The sequence below is a fragment of the Bacillus sp. TE8-1 genome (assembly GCF_008368855.1).
Lineage (GTDB): Bacteria > Bacillota > Bacilli > Bacillales > Bacillaceae_G > Bacillus_A > Bacillus_A cereus.
The window spans coordinates 166,046-183,593 of sequence record NZ_QPET01000011.1 but is presented as its reverse complement, the minus strand read 5'-3'; the positions used below and the strand labels follow the sequence as shown (position 1 = coordinate 183,593).

Here is a 17,548-nt window from a genome sequence, read left to right as displayed (position 1 = left end):
AGCTCGGCAGGTTTTTATTTTACTACTTTTTCCATCATGTTTTCCATTACATGTTCCCAAAGAGAAGTATCATCAGCTAATGTAGCACGGAAATTAGCATACATTTCTTTTTGTTTTTCTTCGAAAGTTGGATCTTCTTTTTCAGGTAATGTAGCGCGCATTGAAGTTACTAATTCTTGTACTTTTGGAGCGCGTGGTCCCCAAACAGCTTGTTCATTTCCATCTTTATCAATGAAAATAAAGATTGGAATCGCACGTGCTGTTCCATTTGTTAAATATTGATCCATTAATTCTAAGTTTTCATCGCGAATTAATAAACTCATATCAATATTTGCAACTTCAGAAATTCGTTTCATAACAGGTACGCATAAAAGAGCATCGCCACACCAATCAGCAGTTAATACGATAACACGCCAGCCATCATTTTGACGTTCTTCTAATACAGGAAGTAATTCATTTGGAATTAAAAAATTATTGTAAATGTGTAGTAGCTCGTATTGGTTTACTTGCATTTCATTCACATATGTATCAAAGGACATACCTTTATCAGCCCATTGTTGTAAGTTCATAATTAACACCTCTTTAGTAAGATTTGCTTTCATTGTACCAATTTTTATATAGAAAAGCTTGTATTCTTACTCTTTCTTGTCACTTAATAATTTATTTAATAGAAAAAAGAATAGTACGACACATAATTCAGTTAAGTTGGACATTTGTACGCTTTCTATCCAATCATCAGCAGTATGAATGACGAACCAATCTAGTGTAATTTCAATGAATGAGAAAAGAGTGAGAGAAATCCAATTTGACATGTTTTGAGTCAATGGATATAGCAGCGCTTTGAAGAAACTGAAAATAAATAATGTAATACCATCTAAGAAAGTGATTAATAAAAAAAAGAGAAGTAAAGCAGTACGTGAACTATACGCTATACCTGTAATTTGAAAGATTCCTACATATACAAAAAATATAAATGTAAAAACTATAATGAGAAAAAGAGCAATAATACTAATGATAATTGTTTTATCTTTTAGGCTGAGATTTGAGAACCTATCCTCCTCATGCATTAAAATACCCCTTTTTCTGGAAGTTGACTTCATTTTATCATGAAATACATATTAAAAAACTACGAATTATGGGAAAATAAGGTGACAAAAAGTAAGATTTCATGTAAAATTATTAATAAGGTTTTTATTTAACTAAATGAAATAAAAGGAGCTGTCAATGTTGTCTCAAAATCGAGAGCAATTAATGGAAGAACTATCGACAAATGTGTTTGCTATGTTTCGCACGTTGCGTAATGATATCGGAAAAATATTTGGTGGTTACATACCGTGGAATGAATTCATCGTCCTAAGAATATTAAATCGTACGAATAAAGAAATGGTATCGCGTGTAGCAAATGAATTAAATGTGTCGAATAGTCATATTACAGCTGTTACAGAAAAATTAATTAATAAGGGTTTTGTAACTCGTTCACGTTCTACATCAGATCGCCGAGTTGTGTATTTAGAGATTACAGAACAAGGGAAAGATTTAGTTGCGAAAATGGAAGATGCGAAAAAACAATATTTACAAGAAAGATTCTCTGCACTTTCAGAAGATGAAATGAATGTAATGATTTCAATTTCCAAAAAACTTATTTAAGTGATTATAAACAAGAAAACACTTACGTGATAAAATAGAAGGTCTTCCTTATAGATGGGAGATCTTCTTTCGTGTGTAATAGATGTTAATAAATAAAATGTGTATGAAAAAAGATAGAGCGCCATACTACTAATACAAGGAAGGAGGGAGAAATATGACGAATCGTAACGGTAGTAAAGGGAGCGGTAATCAAGGATCACCAAAGTCCGGCCAGTTTAATCAGGAATTTAGCACTGAATTTGAAACTGGTAATGATAATAAAGGGAAAGAATATCGTTCTAAAAAAGGGAGTAAATCAAAAAAGGAGTGAAATAATTCACTCCTTTTTTGATTTACGATGCTGCCGATTGATCCGTATTATATTTTTCTTCTGATTTTGCGACAATCATTGCGCAAATTGCATCACCAGAAATGTTTACAGCTGTTCTAGACATATCTAGAATACGGTCAATACCGATAATTAAAGCGATACCTTCTACTGGTAGATTTACTTGATTTAAAACCATTGTAAGCATTACAAGTCCAACACCAGGTACACCAGCAGTACCGATACTAGCTAGTACAGCAGTTAATACGACCATAGCTAATTGCGGTAATGTAAGTTCAACTCCGTATACTTGAGCGATAAATACAGTGGCTACTCCTTGCATAATGGCAGTACCATCCATATTAATAGTTGCCCCTAGTGGTTGTACAAATGAGCTTATCGCTTTTGGAACGCCAAGCTTATCTTGTGCTGTTTTCATTGCAAATGGAAGCGATGCATTAGAGCTAGATGTACTAAATCCAATTGCCATTACTGGTCCGAAATGTTTAAAGAAACGAACAATACTTTCTTTTGCTAATACCTTTAATAAGCCGCCATATACAAAGACCCCGTGAATAATGAGTACTAACATAACGACAATCATATACTTGAACATCGCAGCGACGCCTGCAAGCCCCATTTTACCAACGGATGAAGCGAGCAAACCGAATGTTCCAATTGGGGCTAATTTCATAACGAGATTAACAAGATACATCATTAATTCGTTGCCCTGTTCAAGTAATGAATGGATACCTTGAACTCGTTTTCCTAAAATAGCTATACCAAGTCCAATCAATACGGCAAAGGCAATGATTTGTAACATGTTTCCGTCAGCCATCGCTTTTGCTGGGTTATCTGGTACGATATTTAGCAATGTGTCGACGAAAGATGTTTCAGTTTTTGCACCTTCATACTTAAGACCTTCTGTTTTAAAATTACCGCCAGCTCCTGGTTTTATAATAAGTGCAAATGTAACCGCTATAGAGATGGCAACCGCAGTTGTTACGAGAAAGAATGAAATTGATTTTAAACCGATTCTTCCAAGTTGTTTCGGATCTCCAAGGCCGGCAGCACCAAGTACGATAGAAATGAACACAACAGGAACAACTAGCATTTTAATAAGTCGAATAAACAATTGACCAATTGGGTTGAACACATATTGATTTAGTGGCTCAAAGATAGATGGAGCAGCTAAATTTAGAGTGAGTCCAACAACTAGACCTAGAAATAATGCGATTAAGATTGCTTTTGTTTGTTTCAATAAAATCCCCCCTTTTGTTTTTGCGAAATTTCTTTCTAAAGTAATTATACCGAAAAAATACCTAATTTGACAATATTTTCTGAATTTTTCATTTTTGTTTAAGTGTAGATAGACCGATTTTGTGTTTGGAAAATAAAATAGACCATCACATAGGATGGTCAAGGGAAGGGGACAATTTATGTCAATTTAATTAGGGATGGAAGTTGCTTTAAGACACTGGGGAATGTCTTATAAATTAGGGAGGAACAACTTCGATACATATACTATAAAAGATAGGTGTGACTCTCATGTGAACATAGGGTGAAAGAGAGGGGGAGTTTTAAATAAAAGATAGAAAGACAAAAAAATAAGACCATCATATATAAGATGGTCAAGGAAGGGGACAATTTATGTCAATTTAATTAGGGATGGAAGCTGTTCAAAGACACTGGGGAATGTCTTATAAATTAGGGAGGAACAACTTCGATACATATACTATAAAAGGTAGATGTGACCTCTGTGTGAACATAGAGTGAAAGAGAGGGGGAGTTTTAAATAAAAGATAGAAAGACAAAAAAATAAGACCATCATATATAAGATGGTCAAGGAAGGGGACAATTTATGTCAATTTAATTAGGGATGGAAGCTGTTCAAAGACACTGGGGAATGTCTTATAAATTAGGGAGGAACAACTTCGATACATATACTATAAAAGGTGGATGTGACCTCTGTGTGAATATAGAGTGAAAGAGAGAGGGAGTTTTAAATAAAATGAAAATTTAATGAGTGTTTTTTGTTCATCCCCTGTTGATTATTAGCCTTAACCAATCGGGCGTTTATTGCCCACAAATAGCGGAATAAAAGATAGAGAAAACAAAAAAATAAGACCATCATTTATAAGATGGTCAAGGAAGGGGACAATTTATGTCAATTTAATTAGGGATGGAAGCTATTCAAAGACACTGGGGAATGTCTTATAAATTAGGGAGGAACAGCTTCGATACATATACTATAAAAGGTGGATGTGACCTCTATGTGAACATAGAGTGAAAGATATGGGGATTTTAAAAATAGTACATATGAAATTGTTATTGCTAGCAATATTGAGTTAGGATATAGAGTTTTCCCAGCATAAAACGAAAAGGAATCTGAATATAAATAAAAGTTGTAATCTATGAAAAAAAGGATTATGCTCAACTATATTATGAGAATATAAGGTTTGTCCCAATTATTTAAGGGCTTTTAAAAAGCTTTTTATTGTATGAGGGGAAAGCTTCACTTTAATAAGGGAGTTAGTGATATGGACGTAACAAAAAAACAAGGGCTGTATAATCGTCTTATACGATTAAACCCACCACAAATATTAGCATTAGGCTTTTTCTGCTTAATTGTGGTTGGCGGTTTGTTATTAAAATTACCATTCGCAACGAAAGTACATATTAGTTGGGTAGATGCTTTCTTTACAGCAACGTCAGCAGCGACCGTAACTGGTTTGGGAGTAGTGGATACAGCAAGTACATTTACGATGTTTGGCGAAATTGTTATTATGTTTTTAATTCAAACAGGTGGTCTAGGTCTTATGACAATTGCCATTTTAATTGTTTGGGTACTAGGTAAAAAAATCGGATTACGCCATCGTTTATTAATTGGAGAAGCATTTAATCAAACAAATATAGGGGGTCTTGTAAAATTAGTAAAGCGTGTCTTTATATTTTCGATTTGTATTGAACTTATTGGGGTCATCTTTTTATCGTTTCGCTTTATTCCAGAGTTTGGTTTTGGAAAAGGTTTATATTATAGTATTTTTCATGTAATTGCATCTTATAATAATGCAGGATTTGCTTTATGGCCAGATAATTTAACAAGATATGTAGGGGATCCCATTATTAATATTGGGATTTGCTCTTTAATTGTAATTGGGGGACTCGGTTTTACCGTATTAATTGATATATGGTATAGCCGCAGTTTTCGAAAATTATCACTTCACTCAAAAATAATGATTATTGGAACAGTAGTGCTAAATGTTATAGCAATGATTGTAATTTTTGTATTGGAATATAATAATGTGAAGACGTTAGGGAATTTATCTTTAAATGAAAAACTATGGGCTTCCTTCTTTCAAGGTATTACTCCGCGGACAGCTGGATTTAATACGGTTGACTATGGAGGTATGGAAGAATCATCTATATTATTTACGATGATTTTAATGTTTATTGGTGCAGGAAGTGTATCGACAGGTGGAGGAATTAAATTAACGACGTTTGTTATCTTAATTACATCTGTCCTTTCTTTCTTTAGAAAAAAGGAGGAAATTGTTTTATTTCAGCGTACAATTAAAATGTCGACAGTAACGAGGGCCTTAGCGATTGCTGTTGCCAGTCAAATACTTATTTTAGCAGCGGTATTCATATTAATGCTTACAGAAAACTTCAGCTTTATTCAATTATTATTTGAGACAATATCAGCGTTTGGCACAGTCGGATTAACGATGGGAATTACTGCAAAGCTATCGGCATTCGGAAAATGTATTATTATGTTTGTTATGTTCTGCGGGTTAATTGGACCATTAACACTTGTGTTCTCTTTAGCGCGACCAGCAAAACAAAAAATAAAATATCCATCGGAAGATGTGTTTACAGGATAAGGTATCCCGCGTTAAGCGAGATACCTTTTTCTTTTTTAGAACAGGGAGAACAATAGACCAATAAGTGCTACTCGGAATAAAATTGCGATAAGTGCAGCAATTCCACCGACAACTGCAGCGATACCGCCAGTTACAGTAGCTCCGCGATTATAAGCGTAAATACCGAGTAAAACAGAAACAAGACCAAATAGTGTTGGAAATGTAAATAGCGATAAGATAGATAGCGCAAGAGCGATAAAACCAGCAGTTGATCCAGCAGCGGACGATTTTACAACATCTTTATCGTCTTTATCATCGTAATCATAATCAATGCGTTGTGGTGCAACCTCAGCGGCGTACTCTTCTTTATAGTCACTATAATCACTATCTATTCTATCTTTTCTTTTATAATCATCAAATTTCTCAGTCAAAGTCATGACTCCTTTCATAACAAGGTTCAATAGTAGTATGTATCTCTTTTTCTTTTTTATCCCGCTATTTGTGGGAGTCGAGAAACGTGCACATCCCACTGATTAAAGTTTCACTATACCGGAGCATGTACAGGGAGTAGTATCTTTTAAAAGGAGGAAAATGTTTTCTTGAAATAGGAAAAGTTAGTATGACTTCCTCTATTTTGGAAAATATAAAAAGGAATAATGAGGAAAGGGTGCAATACATAATGGAACATCCAATTGAAAATTTAATGAAAACGGCAATGACAAATTTAAAAGAGATGGTAGATGTAAATACAATTGTTGGGAGCCCGGTTTCAACAGCTGACGGAAATGTAGTATTAACAGTATCTCAAGTGGCTTTTGGTTTTGGAGCTGGTGGAAGTGATTTTAAAGGGGATTTTATTACTGAAAAACATAACGGTGGGCAAAATCAGCATAAAGAGAACAAACAAGGGCATCCATTTGGAGGAGGAAGCGGGGCTGGGGTTTCCATTAGTCCAGTAGCTTTTTTAGTAGTTGGTTCTAATGGGGTGCAAGTATTACATCTCAACAGCAGTACACATTTAATTGAAAAGGCTTTAAATACTGTACCAAGCACTGTAGATAAATTTGTGAATGGTCGTCAAAAGTGAACTTGCATTTTTTAGGAATTATGATATATTAGAAAAAGTGCGCTTTAGGATGATCGGAATAATTGAAATGTAAATATATATGATGTGTGGAATAAGGGAGAGGAATTTATGATTAATATCAAAAACTTAGTAGTTGGCTTATTCATGTTAGTAAGCGGCTTTGTTGTATATGTAATAAAAGAAAAAGCTCCATTCTAAAACAGACAAACCGTTAATGTCTGTTTTTAATTTGCGGAAAAAAGTTGACAAGTTATTGTATTGGTGTTAGAATTTTAATTCGTGTCTCGGTTACAGCTAGTGTAAAGTAAATATCTCTTATGAATGCAATACGAAAAGTTTGCGAAAGATCGGGTAATTTTATCAACAACTTTTGTGAACAAACCCTATAAATTGTATTTGTAAGCTATATATGTATACTAGTGAATCAAGGAGCGGTCAGTGGAACCGTAATGATGAGAGAGAGGTAGGGCTTTCATCCAGTATATGTTACTTTCCCGTTAGGTGAATATAAAAAAGAGGACTCCTTTTAAAAGGAGTCCTCTTTCATTTTTTAAGTGCGACTTTCAACTTGTTGACAAATTTCATCTGTTGTTAAACCGTGAGCTGTAATGACTGATCCTTTAATTGATGTATCTGCAATGCCCATCACATTAGAATCTTGCCCAGTTACAACGCAACAATCACACCCTTGTGCATCCTGTTCTGAGTTAAGTGTAACAACTTCATGACCTTGTTGCTGAAGAGCTTGTTGAACGTCTGTTAATGAGTTTTCAACGCCAATTCTAGCCATAATTCTCACCTCCCTACCATCTAATTGCTAGTATGCTCAAGTTCACTGCATATATTTATGAAAAGACGGTAGGAAGTAAATCTTTGTTTAGTCGTTATATACGCCAGTAAGCATTTGACTAACGAATTGATCGTTTAATAATGTATCTTGTGCTGAAGAAGTATTTGAATGGATGTCGATTGAAGCAATAAAATGATTATGTTCTTGCGTATTTGGTTCTACCTCTACGTAATTATCGAATTTACAAAAACCTTTCGTATCCATTAGATCAAATAATTGCAGCATTTCTACTACCTCTTGTCTCGTTCCTTTAATTTGTACACACGCCATATTTATTTCCTCCTTCATTTTGACAAATTGTTTTTTAAAAATAGGATTATGATTACGAAATGAAAAATATGAATGTTATTTTTAGACAGCGCTATTTTTGTTATTTTCCCCCTTTTTCAGCAAAAGTCGTTATATATTTCCGGATTTATAAAATCGGACGTCCGTTTATTGAATACAATAGATTCGTATCAATTGATGAAAATCCTTCTTTTAAACAAATATTTTTTTAGTGGAAATTGGCGAAAAAAATTTTTTGACTTTTTGTAAACGTTAACAATGTTGTTAAATCAGTATAAGTAAAGAAGTACGTATGATTAAAAATTATAAATTTTCTAAAAATTCACTTGATTTATTTAGAAAGGAGAGTAAACTAGGAAACAATAAAAAATTCATAGAACATAGGAGGCGCTTCTAGTGAATGAGCAATGGATTTTCTTAAATGGAGAATTTGTTCCAAAAGATGAGGCAAAAGTTTCAGTATATGATCATGGCTATTTATATGGCGATGGAGTGTTTGAAGGAATTAGAGTTTATAGCGGTAATGTTTTCCGTTTGAGAGAGCATCTTGTCCGGTTGTATGAATCAGCAAAATCAATCCTTTTAGAAATTCCATATTCATTAGATGAAGTAACAAATATTGTTGTTGAGACGATTCGACAAAATAAATTATCTAATGGATACATTCGCCTTGTTGTATCAAGAGGAGCAGGAAATCTTGGATTGGATCCCGATTCATGTAAGAAGCCGAATGTAGTAGTAATTGCAGAACAATTATCTTTATTCCCACAAGAATATTATGAGAAAGGGATTCCAGTTGTAACAGTTGCAACGCGCCGAAATCGTCCCGATGTTTTATCCCCTCAAGTAAAATCTTTAAATTACTTAAACAATATTTTAGTTCGTATTGAAGCGAAATTAGCTGGAGTACAAGAAGCGCTTATGTTAAATGATCAAGGATATGTAGCTGAAGGATCAGGAGATAACGTGTTTATTGTTAAAGGAAATAAATTAATTACACCACCAAGTTCTGCTGGAGCGTTAGAAGGTATTACACGAAACGCCATTTTAGAAATCGGCGAAAAACTTGGGTATGACGTAAGAGAAGAGTTATTTACAAGACATGATGTATATGTAGCTGATGAAGTGTTTTTAACAGGAACAGCTGCTGAAGTGATTGCTGTTACGACAGTAGATGGTAGAACGATTGGCCTAGGGCAAACAGGTCCACATACGAACCGTTTATTAGAAGAGTTTCGTAAGTTAGTTGTAGAAGATGGAGAGAAAATTTACGAAGAAAATAAAGTTGGATAACAACTTTTTTAACATAAGAAAGCGTTGATAGGGAGGAGTAGTTGATTGTGAAGCCTCACAGAGAGTCGGTGGTTGCTGAAAACCGATGGTTCACGTCGACGAACATCGCCCTTGAGTGCTAAGCTAAAGCATTTGTCTAGGCTTAGACGGTAGCTCCGTTATTAGCTAGATCCATTTATGGATCACTGAGGCAAGAGTATTCTTGCAAAGAAGGGTGGTACCGCGAAATCTTTCGTCCCTTCAGCACATAGCTGGAGTGTGGACGTAGGATTTTTTTATTGTATAAAAGGTTGAAAAAGGGGGCTTATAAGAACAATGTCTTCAAAAACGGAAGAGAAACTGGAAACTGGTGCACAGCTATTGTTAGAAGCGCTAGAAAAGGAAGGCGTAGAAGTGATTTTCGGTTATCCGGGTGGTGCCGTTTTACCTCTCTATGATGCATTGTATGATTGTGAAATTCCGCATATTTTAACAAGGCATGAGCAAGGGGCAATTCACGCTGCTGAAGGGTATGCCAGAATTACAGGGAATCCAGGGGTTGTAATTGCAACGAGTGGACCAGGTGCTACAAATGTAATTACGGGTCTAGCTGATGCGATGATTGATTCATTGCCACTTGTAGTATTTACAGGCCAAGTAGCAACAACGTTAATTGGGAGCGATGCTTTTCAAGAGGCAGATATTATGGGACTTACGATGCCAGTGACAAAACATAACTATCAAGTGCGAAAGGCCTCAGATTTACCTCGAATTATTAAAGAAGCATTTCATATTGCTAAAACAGGAAGACCAGGACCAGTCGTTATTGATCTTCCGAAAGATATGGTAGTCGAGAAAGGTGAGCGATGTAGCAATGTACAAATGGATTTACCAGGATATAACCCTAATTATGAACCGAATCTACTTCAAATAAACAAATTACTCAAAGTAATTGAAACCGCAAAAAAACCGTTAATTTTAGCTGGAGCGGGTATATTGCATGCGAAAGCTTCGAAAGAATTGACAAGTTTTGCTCGTAAATATGAAATCCCTGTTGTGCATACATTACTTGGACTTGGTGGTTTTCCACCAGATGATGAACTATTTCTAGGGATGGGGGGAATGCACGGTTCTTATACAGCCAATATGGCATTATATGAATGCGACTTACTCATTAATATAGGCGCGAGATTTGATGATCGTCTTACTGGAAATTTAGCTTTTTTTGCTAAAGGGGCGACTGTTGCACATATCGATATTGATCCAGCAGAAATCGGGAAAAATGTGCCAACAGAGATTCCTATTGTTGCAAGTGCTAAGCAGGCGTTAGAAGTATTGCTTCAATCAGAAGGAAAGAAAGAAAATCATCATGAATGGCTCTTTTTATTAAAGAATAGAAAAGAAAAATATCCATTCTCTTATAAAAGAAATTCTGAAAGTATTAAACCTCAATATGCGATTGATATGCTATATGAAATTACGAAGGGAGAAGCGATTGTAACAACAGACGTTGGGCAACACCAAATGTGGGCAGCGCAATATTATCCACTGAAAAATCCAGATAAATGGGTAACTTCTGGTGGATTAGGAACGATGGGGTTCGGATTTCCAGCAGCAATCGGTGCGCAAATTGCAAAGCCTGAAGAATTAGTTATTGCAATTGTTGGTGATGCTGGGTTTCAAATGACTCTGCAAGAATTAAGTGTATTAAAAGAACACGCTTTACCCGTTAAAGTATTTATTTTAAATAATGAAGCTTTAGGAATGGTAAGACAATGGCAAGATGAATTTTACAATCAAAGATATTCACATTCTTTATTACCATGCCAACCAGATTTCGTCGCTCTTGCAAATGCATATGGCATAAAAGGTGTTCGTATTGACGATCCACTTCTTGCAAAGAAGCAAATCCAGCATGCGATCGAATTACAAGAGCCAGTCGTAATTGATTGTCGTGTACTTCAATCAGAGAAGGTTATGCCGATGGTTGCGCCAGGAAAAGGTGTTCACCAAATGGAGGGAGTGGAAAAAGGGTGAAGAGAATTGTTACAGCGACAGTTCGAAATCAAAGTGGTGTGTTAAACCGAATTACAGGGGTTATGACACGAAGACATTTTAATATTGAAAGTATTTCAGTAGGTCATACAGAATCATCAGATATATCGCGAATGACGATTGTTGTACACGTTGAAAGTGAACAGCAAGTGGAGCAGTTAATTAAACAACTGCATAAGCAAATTGATGTTCTGAAAGTATCAGATATTACAGAAGAAGCGATGATTGCTAGAGAGCTTGCTCTTATTAAAGTAGCAACTTCTGTAGCGAGGGCAGAATTATATAGTTTAATTGAACCGTTTCGAGCCGCTGTAATAGATGTTGGGAAGGATTCCATAGTTGTGCAAGTAACAGGTACGCAAGATAAAGTAGAAGCGTTAATTGAATTACTTCGTCCATACGGTTTGAAAGAAATTGCTAGAACAGGTGTAACAGCATTTACACGTAGTATGAAAAAACAAGATAAGCAAGTTATGTTAATTCAATAATCATTTAAATATAGGGGGAAATGAAAATGGCAAAAGTTTATTATGAGAAAGATGTAACAGTAAATGTATTAAAGGAAAAGAAAGTAGCAATCATCGGATATGGCTCGCAAGGTCATGCGCATGCGCAAAATTTACGTGATAACGGATTTGATGTAGTAGTAGGTTTAAGAAAAGGTAAGTCTTGGGATAAAGCGAATGAAGATGGGTTTTCTGTATATACAGTAGCAGAAGCTGCGGAAAAAGCTGATGTAGTAATGATTCTATTGCCTGATGAATTACAACCAGAAGTATATGAAGCTGAAATTGCACCAAATTTACAGGCTGGAAACTCTCTCGTGTTCGCACATGGATTTAATGTTCACTTTGATCAAGTAAAACCACCAGCTAATGTAGATGTATTTCTAGTAGCGCCAAAAGGACCAGGGCATCTCGTACGCCGTACGTTCGCCGAGGGCGGGGCTGTTCCTGCATTATTTGCAGTATATCAAGATGCAACAGGAGTTGCGACTGAAAAAGCACTTTCTTATGCTGACGGAATTGGAGCAACGAGAGCTGGTGTACTAGAAACGACGTTTAAAGAAGAAACAGAAACAGATTTGTTTGGAGAGCAAGCTGTACTTTGCGGCGGAGTGACTGCACTTGTAAAAGCAGGGTTTGAAACGTTAGTTGATGCGGGATATCAGCCTGAACTTGCATATTTTGAATGTTTACATGAATTGAAGCTAATCGTTGACCTTATGTACGAAGGTGGACTTGAAAATATGAGATATTCAGTTTCAGATACAGCGCAGTGGGGAGACTTCGTATCAGGACCACGCGTTGTGACTGAAGATACGAAGAAAGCGATGGGGGCAGTATTAGCAGAAATTCAAGATGGTACATTTGCAAGAGGGTGGATTGCAGAACATAAAGCAGGAAGACCAAATTTCCATGCGACAAATGAGAAAGAGAATAAACATGAAATCGAAGTAGTTGGACGTAAATTACGTGAAATGATGCCTTTCGTACAGCCGCGAGTAAAGGTAGGGGTTAAATAATATGAAGCAGGTTTTGTTCATGGATACAACACTTCGTGATGGCGAACAATCACCAGGAGTAAATTTAAATGAACAAGAGAAATTACAAATTGCTAGGCAATTAGAGAGGCTTGGTATTCATGTAATGGAAGCTGGATTCGCGGCAGCTTCCGAAGGCGACTTCCAATCGGTAAAACGTATTGCGAATACAATTCAAAATGCTACGGTTATGAGTTTAGCTAGAGCGAAAGAAAGTGACATTCGAAGAGCATATGAAGCTGTGAAAGGCGCTGTATCTCCTCGTCTACACGTATTTCTAGCTACGAGTGATATTCATATGAAATATAAACTTTGTATGTCAAAAGAAGATGTGTTAAATAGTATTCATCGCTCGGTTACGCTCGGAAAATCATTATTTCCGACAGTACAATTTTCTGCAGAAGATGCGACAAGAACATCGAGAGCATTTTTAGCTGAAGCAGTAGAAATTGCGATTCGAGCAGGAGCGAATGTAATTAATATTCCGGATACAGTTGGATATACAAATCCGGAAGAGTATTATTCTCTTTTTAAATACTTACAAGAATCCGTTCCATCATATGAAAAAGCGATTTTTTCTTGTCATTGTCACGATGATCTTGGTATGGCAGTAGCAAATTCGTTAGCTGCGGTTGAAGGGGGAGCATTGCAAGTAGAAGGAACGATTAATGGCATTGGAGAAAGAGCAGGGAATGCAGCGTTAGAAGAAGTTGCGGTAGCTCTTCATATTAGAAAAGATTTTTATAAAGCAGAGCCTTCGATGACTTTAAAAGAAATTAAGGCGACGAGTATATTAGTAAGCAGGTTAACGGGTATGGTTGTACCGAAAAATAAAGCAATCGTTGGAGCGAATGCATTTGCTCATGAATCGGGCATCCACCAAGACGGGGTTTTAAAAGAAGTAACAACTTATGAAATTATCGAACCAGCGCTTATAGGAGAATCTCAAAATCTCTTTGTACTTGGGAAACACTCTGGCCGTCATGCGTTTACGGAAAAAATGAAAGAGCTTGGTTATGAATTTACAAATGAAGAGCGAGATGCGGCATTCGAAGCATTTAAAAAATTGGCTGATCGTAAAAAGGAAATTACTGAAGAAGATTTACGCGCACTTATGCTTGGTGAAGCAGCATTTGCAGCTCAGCAATATAACATTACGCAATTACAAGTGCATTTCGTATCAAATAGTACACAATGCGCAACAGTTGTGTTGAAGGATGAGGAAGGAAATGTATATGAAGATGCAGCCACTGGTTCTGGTAGTATTGAAGCGATATACAATGCGATTCAAAGAATTTTAGGATTAGAATGTGAATTGGCAGATTATCGCATACAATCTATTACACAAGGTCAAGATGCACTTGCTCACGTTCATGTTGAATTAAAAGAAGGTAGTCACCAAATATCAGGTTTCGGAGTTGCGCAAGACGTATTGGAAGCGTCGGCGAGAGCTTATGTCCATGCAGCAGGGAAATTAAAATCTCTTATAGCGCTTGTGAAATAAATAATTGATAGGTGAGAGAAGCTTTCCTCACCTATCAAATTAAAGTTCTGAAAATTCGGTTAAAAGGAGTGTTAAAAATGGAAAAACGTATCGTTTGTTTAGCTGGTGATGGTGTCGGTCCAGAAGTAATGGAGAGTGCGAAGGAAGTATTGCATATGGTAGAAAGGCTATATGGACATCATTTTCATTTGCAAGATGAGTACTTTGGTGGTGTTGCTATCGATTTAACTGGGCAACCATTACCACAGCGAACACTTGCCGCCTGTTTAGCGAGTGATGCGGTTTTACTTGGAGCAGTAGGTGGACCAAGGTGGGATAGTGCGAAAGAAAGGCCTGAGAAAGGATTATTAGCATTAAGAAAAGGACTCGGTGTATTTGCGAATGTTCGCCCTGTAACGGTAGAAAGTGCAACTGCACATTTATCACCATTAAAAAACGCTGATGAAATTGATTTCGTTGTCGTTCGTGAATTAACAGGCGGAATTTATTTTTCTTATCCGAAAGAGCGAACGGAAGAAGTGGCGACAGATACACTTACGTATCATCGCCATGAAATTGAACGTATCGTTTCGTATGCTTTTCAATTAGCAAATAAGCGGAAGAAAAAAGTAACATCTATTGATAAAGCGAATGTTTTAGAGTCTAGTAAATTATGGAGAACTGTGACAGAAGAAGTAGCACTTCGCTACCCAAATGTGGAAGTAGAACACATTTTAGTAGATGCAGCAGCTATGGAATTAATTCGGAATCCAGGAAGATTTGACGTTATTGTAACGGAAAATTTATTTGGTGATATTTTAAGTGATGAGGCTTCAGTATTAGCTGGATCATTAGGAATGCTTCCATCAGCAAGTCACGCTGAAAAGGGACCTTCATTATACGAGCCTATTCACGGATCAGCACCGGATATTGCGGGGAAAAATAAGGCGAATCCAATTGCGATGATGCGTTCTGTTGCAATGATGCTTGGGCAATCGTTCGGATTAACGAGAGAAGGATATGCAATTGAAGAAGCAGTTTCTGCAGTCCTTAAATCAGGGAAATGTACAGCAGATATCGGGGGGACTGAAACGACAACTTCATTTACAAAGGCAGTTATTCAAGAAATGGAAGAGCAAGCGTTAGTAGGGAGAGGGAGATAATGGGAAAAAGGTTACTAGATAAGCTTTGGGAAAGACATGTAGTTGCGACTAATGAAAATGGATTGGATTTATTATATATCGATCTACATCTTGTTCATGAAGTAACGTCACCGCAAGCCTTTGAAGGCTTGCGGCTTACAAATCGAACAGTCCGCAGACCAGATTTAACATTTGCAACGATGGATCATAATATTCCAACGAAAGATGTTTGGAATATTACCGACCGCATTGCGAAGCAGCAACTAGATACACTTCGGCAAAACTGTAAACAATTTCAGGTGCCATTAGCGGATATCGGAGATGAAGAGCAAGGGATCGTTCATGTAATAGGACCAGAACTTGGACTCACACAGCCAGGAAAAACGATTGTTTGTGGTGATAGTCATACAGCAACACACGGTGCTTTTGGCGCACTAGCGTTTGGTATTGGTACGAGTGAAGTGGAACATGTATTGGCAACGCAAACGTTATGGCAACGAAAGCCGAAAGCGATGGGCATTGAGTTAAAAGGGAAGTTACCGCAAGGTGTCTATGCGAAAGATATTATTTTACACCTTCTTTCAAAGTACGGAGTAGCAGTTGGAACAGGTTACGTAATGGAATTTTATGGAGAGGCCATTCATGCTATGGATATGGAAGAGAGGATGACGCTTTGCAATATGGCAATTGAAGGGGGAGCAAAGGCTGGCATTATTGCACCAGATGAAAAAACGTTTGCTTACGTAAAAGGGCGTAAATATGCACCGAAAGACTATGAATCTATTAAGAAAAAATGGTCAGAACTTTATACAGATTTAGATGCAGTTTATGATTTACATATTCTAGTAGATGTTACGGATTTAGCGCCGTACGTTACGTGGGGAACAAATCCTAGTATGGGTGTTCGGATCGATGAGAAATTGCCAGAAAAGCATGATGCAAATGATGAAAGAGCGTTTTCTTATATGGGATTGAGTCCCGGACAAAGTACGTATGACATTCCAGTTCAACATGTTTTCATTGGATCTTGTACAAATTCCAGGCTTTCTGACTTAGAAATTGCTGCATCTGTCGTGAAAGGTAAAAAAGTAAAAGAAGGTGTGCGAGCACTTGTTGTACCTGGATCTCAAAGGGTAAGAGAAGCAGCGATGCATAAAGGATTACATCGCATATTTGAAGAAGCTGGATTTGAATGGAGAGAGCCCGGATGCTCAATGTGTCTAGGTATGAATCCAGATCAAGTGCCTGAAGGAGAACATTGTGCCTCTACGTCCAATCGCAATTTTGAAGGAAGACAAGGAAAGGGAGCACGAACGCATTTAGTTAGCCCGGCAATGGCGGCAGCGGCTGCGTTATATGGTCATTTTGTTGATATTAGAAAGGAGAGTTATGATGGAGCCATTTCGTATTCATAAAGGTACTGCCGCAGTACTGATGAATGATAACATTGATACAGATCAAATTATTCCGAAGCAATATTTAAAGAGAATTGAAAGAACTGGGTTTGGGAAGTTTTTATTTGATGAGTGGCGATATGATAATAATCGCCAAGAAAACCCTAATTTCCCGCTTAATGCACAAGAAAGAAAAGGAGCCAGCATATTAATCACAGGTGATAATTTTGGATGTGGCTCGTCAAGAGAACATGCTCCATGGGCACTTGCTGATTATGGTTTCCGCGTTATTATCGCTGGAGGATTTGCCGATATCTTTTATATGAATTGTATGAAGAATGGCATGTTACCGATTGTAATGGATAAAGATATGCGTGAACAACTTGCTAAAACAGATGCGAGGGAACAAATTACAGTTGATTTAGAAAATGAAATAATGACAACGAATACGCATAGATTCCATTTTACGATCGAGAAAATGTGGAAAGAGAAGTTATTAAATGGTTTAGATGAAATTAGTATTACAATGCAATATGAACAAGAAATAAAAGAGTATGAAAGAAAAGTGGCTTTACATTAAAAAAAATGACGGAATATTAAAAATGTATTTACATTCA

General features: G+C 36.7%; 19 protein-coding genes and 1 other annotated feature. Of the genes, 13 read left to right on the top strand and 6 right to left on the bottom strand.

Annotated elements, in window-relative coordinates:
* Positions 1–14: 14 nt before the first annotated feature.
* Positions 15–602 carry a thioredoxin family protein gene (locus DN404_RS09230; protein ID WP_002023667.1) on the bottom strand — a complete coding sequence of 196 codons (588 nt, stop codon included), beginning with the start codon at positions 600–602 and terminating at the stop codon, positions 15–17.
* 33 nt (positions 603–635) lie between these two features.
* Positions 636–1,067 (bottom strand): regulatory YrvL family protein, encoded by a 432-nt coding sequence (locus DN404_RS09225; protein WP_000544069.1) that lies wholly within the window; start codon positions 1,065–1,067, stop codon positions 636–638.
* A 160-nt stretch (positions 1,068–1,227) separates the two neighbouring features.
* Here DN404_RS09225 and DN404_RS09220 point away from each other — a divergent pair, with 160 nt between their 5' ends.
* Positions 1,228–1,647 carry a MarR family winged helix-turn-helix transcriptional regulator gene (locus DN404_RS09220; protein WP_000081432.1) on the top strand — a complete coding sequence of 140 codons (420 nt, stop codon included), beginning with the start codon at positions 1,228–1,230 and terminating at the stop codon, positions 1,645–1,647.
* 154 nt (positions 1,648–1,801) lie between these two features.
* Complete coding sequence (locus tag DN404_RS09215; protein WP_000184928.1) at positions 1,802–1,957, top strand: hypothetical protein; 156 nt, start codon at positions 1,802–1,804, stop codon at positions 1,955–1,957.
* Between the two features lie 22 nt (positions 1,958–1,979).
* Here DN404_RS09215 and DN404_RS09210 read toward each other — a convergent pair whose 3' ends face one another.
* A complete protein-coding gene (locus DN404_RS09210; protein ID WP_000814809.1) occupies positions 1,980–3,215 on the bottom strand; it encodes a dicarboxylate/amino acid:cation symporter in 1,236 nt (411 codons plus the stop codon).
* 1,279 nt (positions 3,216–4,494) lie between these two features.
* Here DN404_RS09210 and DN404_RS09205 point away from each other — a divergent pair.
* On the top strand, positions 4,495–5,838 hold the full coding sequence (locus DN404_RS09205) for a TrkH family potassium uptake protein (RefSeq protein WP_000383526.1): 1,344 nt from the start codon (positions 4,495–4,497) through the stop codon (positions 5,836–5,838).
* Positions 5,839–5,873: 35 nt separating this feature from the next.
* On the opposite strand, the gene DN404_RS09200 is transcribed toward DN404_RS09205, so the two are convergent.
* Positions 5,874–6,248, bottom strand: a complete 375-nt coding sequence (locus DN404_RS09200) for a hypothetical protein (protein ID WP_000136541.1) — start codon at positions 6,246–6,248, stop codon at positions 5,874–5,876.
* A gap of 188 nt (positions 6,249–6,436) precedes the next feature.
* Between DN404_RS09200 and ytfJ the strand changes: the two genes are divergently transcribed.
* Complete coding sequence (gene ytfJ, locus DN404_RS09195) at positions 6,437–6,904, top strand: GerW family sporulation protein (RefSeq protein ID WP_000204234.1); 468 nt, start codon at positions 6,437–6,439, stop codon at positions 6,902–6,904.
* A gap of 108 nt (positions 6,905–7,012) precedes the next feature.
* Positions 7,013–7,102: a hypothetical protein gene (locus DN404_RS09190; RefSeq protein ID WP_000608227.1), complete on the top strand. Its 90-nt coding sequence runs from the start codon at positions 7,013–7,015 to the stop codon at positions 7,100–7,102.
* A 352-nt stretch (positions 7,103–7,454) separates the two neighbouring features.
* Here DN404_RS09190 and DN404_RS09185 read toward each other — a convergent pair whose 3' ends face one another.
* Both DN404_RS09185 and DN404_RS09180 read right to left on the bottom strand, forming a co-directional pair.
* Positions 7,455–7,694, bottom strand: coding sequence for a YkuS family protein (locus DN404_RS09185; protein WP_000101022.1), 240 nt, complete (start codon positions 7,692–7,694; stop codon positions 7,455–7,457).
* An 87-nt stretch (positions 7,695–7,781) separates the two neighbouring features.
* Positions 7,782–8,024: a DUF3911 family protein gene (locus tag DN404_RS09180; RefSeq protein ID WP_000752513.1), complete on the bottom strand. Its 243-nt coding sequence runs from the start codon at positions 8,022–8,024 to the stop codon at positions 7,782–7,784.
* A gap of 414 nt (positions 8,025–8,438) precedes the next feature.
* Between DN404_RS09180 and ilvE the strand changes: the two genes are divergently transcribed.
* The 8 genes from ilvE (at position 8,439) to leuD (ending at position 17,511) form a co-directional block, all read left to right on the top strand.
* Entirely contained in the window at positions 8,439–9,335 is an 897-nt protein-coding gene (ilvE, locus tag DN404_RS09175) for a branched-chain-amino-acid transaminase (RefSeq protein ID WP_001005486.1), read from the top strand.
* Between the two features lie 15 nt (positions 9,336–9,350).
* Positions 9,351–9,578: a binding site (T-box leader), on the top strand.
* A 72-nt stretch (positions 9,579–9,650) separates the two neighbouring features.
* Positions 9,651–11,351 (top strand): acetolactate synthase large subunit, encoded by a 1,701-nt coding sequence (ilvB, locus tag DN404_RS09170; RefSeq protein ID WP_000095876.1) that lies wholly within the window; start codon positions 9,651–9,653, stop codon positions 11,349–11,351.
* Positions 11,348–11,857 (top strand): acetolactate synthase small subunit, encoded by a 510-nt coding sequence (gene ilvN / locus DN404_RS09165; RefSeq protein WP_000822952.1) that lies wholly within the window; start codon positions 11,348–11,350, stop codon positions 11,855–11,857. The genes ilvB and ilvN overlap by 4 nt, the downstream gene beginning before the upstream one ends.
* A 26-nt stretch (positions 11,858–11,883) precedes the next feature.
* Complete coding sequence (gene ilvC, locus DN404_RS09160) at positions 11,884–12,894, top strand: ketol-acid reductoisomerase (protein WP_001151741.1); 1,011 nt, start codon at positions 11,884–11,886, stop codon at positions 12,892–12,894.
* Between the two features lies 1 nt (position 12,895).
* Entirely contained in the window at positions 12,896–14,416 is a 1,521-nt protein-coding gene (gene leuA, locus DN404_RS09155; RefSeq protein WP_000815753.1) for a 2-isopropylmalate synthase, read from the top strand.
* A 77-nt stretch (positions 14,417–14,493) separates the two neighbouring features.
* Entirely contained in the window at positions 14,494–15,558 is a 1,065-nt protein-coding gene (leuB, locus tag DN404_RS09150) for a 3-isopropylmalate dehydrogenase (protein ID WP_000415384.1), read from the top strand.
* Positions 15,558–16,952 carry a 3-isopropylmalate dehydratase large subunit gene (gene leuC / locus DN404_RS09145; RefSeq protein WP_000518111.1) on the top strand — a complete coding sequence of 465 codons (1,395 nt, stop codon included), beginning with the start codon at positions 15,558–15,560 and terminating at the stop codon, positions 16,950–16,952. Before leuB ends, leuC begins: the two co-directional genes overlap by 1 nt.
* On the top strand, positions 16,930–17,511 hold the full coding sequence (leuD, locus tag DN404_RS09140) for a 3-isopropylmalate dehydratase small subunit (protein ID WP_000433189.1): 582 nt from the start codon (positions 16,930–16,932) through the stop codon (positions 17,509–17,511). Before leuC ends, leuD begins: the two co-directional genes overlap by 23 nt.
* The last annotated feature ends 37 nt before the right edge of the window (positions 17,512–17,548 follow it).

Bases quoted from the DNA above. Each gene is read 5' to 3' on its own strand.
- DN404_RS09230 (WP_002023667.1), bottom strand. From the start codon at position 602: ATGAAAGCAAATCTTACTAAAGAGGTGTTAATTATGAACTTACAACAA.
- DN404_RS09225 (WP_000544069.1), bottom strand. From the start codon at position 1,067: ATGCATGAGGAGGATAGGTTCTCAAATCTCAGCCTAAAAGATAAAACA.
- DN404_RS09215 (WP_000184928.1), top strand. From the start codon at position 1,802: ATGACGAATCGTAACGGTAGTAAAGGGAGCGGTAATCAAGGATCACCA.
- DN404_RS09205 (WP_000383526.1), top strand. From the start codon at position 4,495: ATGGACGTAACAAAAAAACAAGGGCTGTATAATCGTCTTATACGATTA.
- ytfJ (WP_000204234.1), top strand. From the start codon at position 6,437: ATGACTTCCTCTATTTTGGAAAATATAAAAAGGAATAATGAGGAAAGG.
- DN404_RS09190 (WP_000608227.1), top strand. From the start codon at position 7,013: ATGATTAATATCAAAAACTTAGTAGTTGGCTTATTCATGTTAGTAAGC.
- DN404_RS09185 (WP_000101022.1), bottom strand. From the start codon at position 7,694: ATGGCTAGAATTGGCGTTGAAAACTCATTAACAGACGTTCAACAAGCT.
- DN404_RS09180 (WP_000752513.1), bottom strand. From the start codon at position 8,024: ATGGCGTGTGTACAAATTAAAGGAACGAGACAAGAGGTAGTAGAAATG.
- ilvB (WP_000095876.1), top strand. From the start codon at position 9,651: ATGTCTTCAAAAACGGAAGAGAAACTGGAAACTGGTGCACAGCTATTG.
- ilvC (WP_001151741.1), top strand. From the start codon at position 11,884: ATGGCAAAAGTTTATTATGAGAAAGATGTAACAGTAAATGTATTAAAG.
- leuA (WP_000815753.1), top strand. From the start codon at position 12,896: ATGAAGCAGGTTTTGTTCATGGATACAACACTTCGTGATGGCGAACAA.
- leuB (WP_000415384.1), top strand. From the start codon at position 14,494: ATGGAAAAACGTATCGTTTGTTTAGCTGGTGATGGTGTCGGTCCAGAA.
- leuC (WP_000518111.1), top strand. From the start codon at position 15,558: ATGGGAAAAAGGTTACTAGATAAGCTTTGGGAAAGACATGTAGTTGCG.
- leuD (WP_000433189.1), top strand. From the start codon at position 16,930: ATGGAGCCATTTCGTATTCATAAAGGTACTGCCGCAGTACTGATGAAT.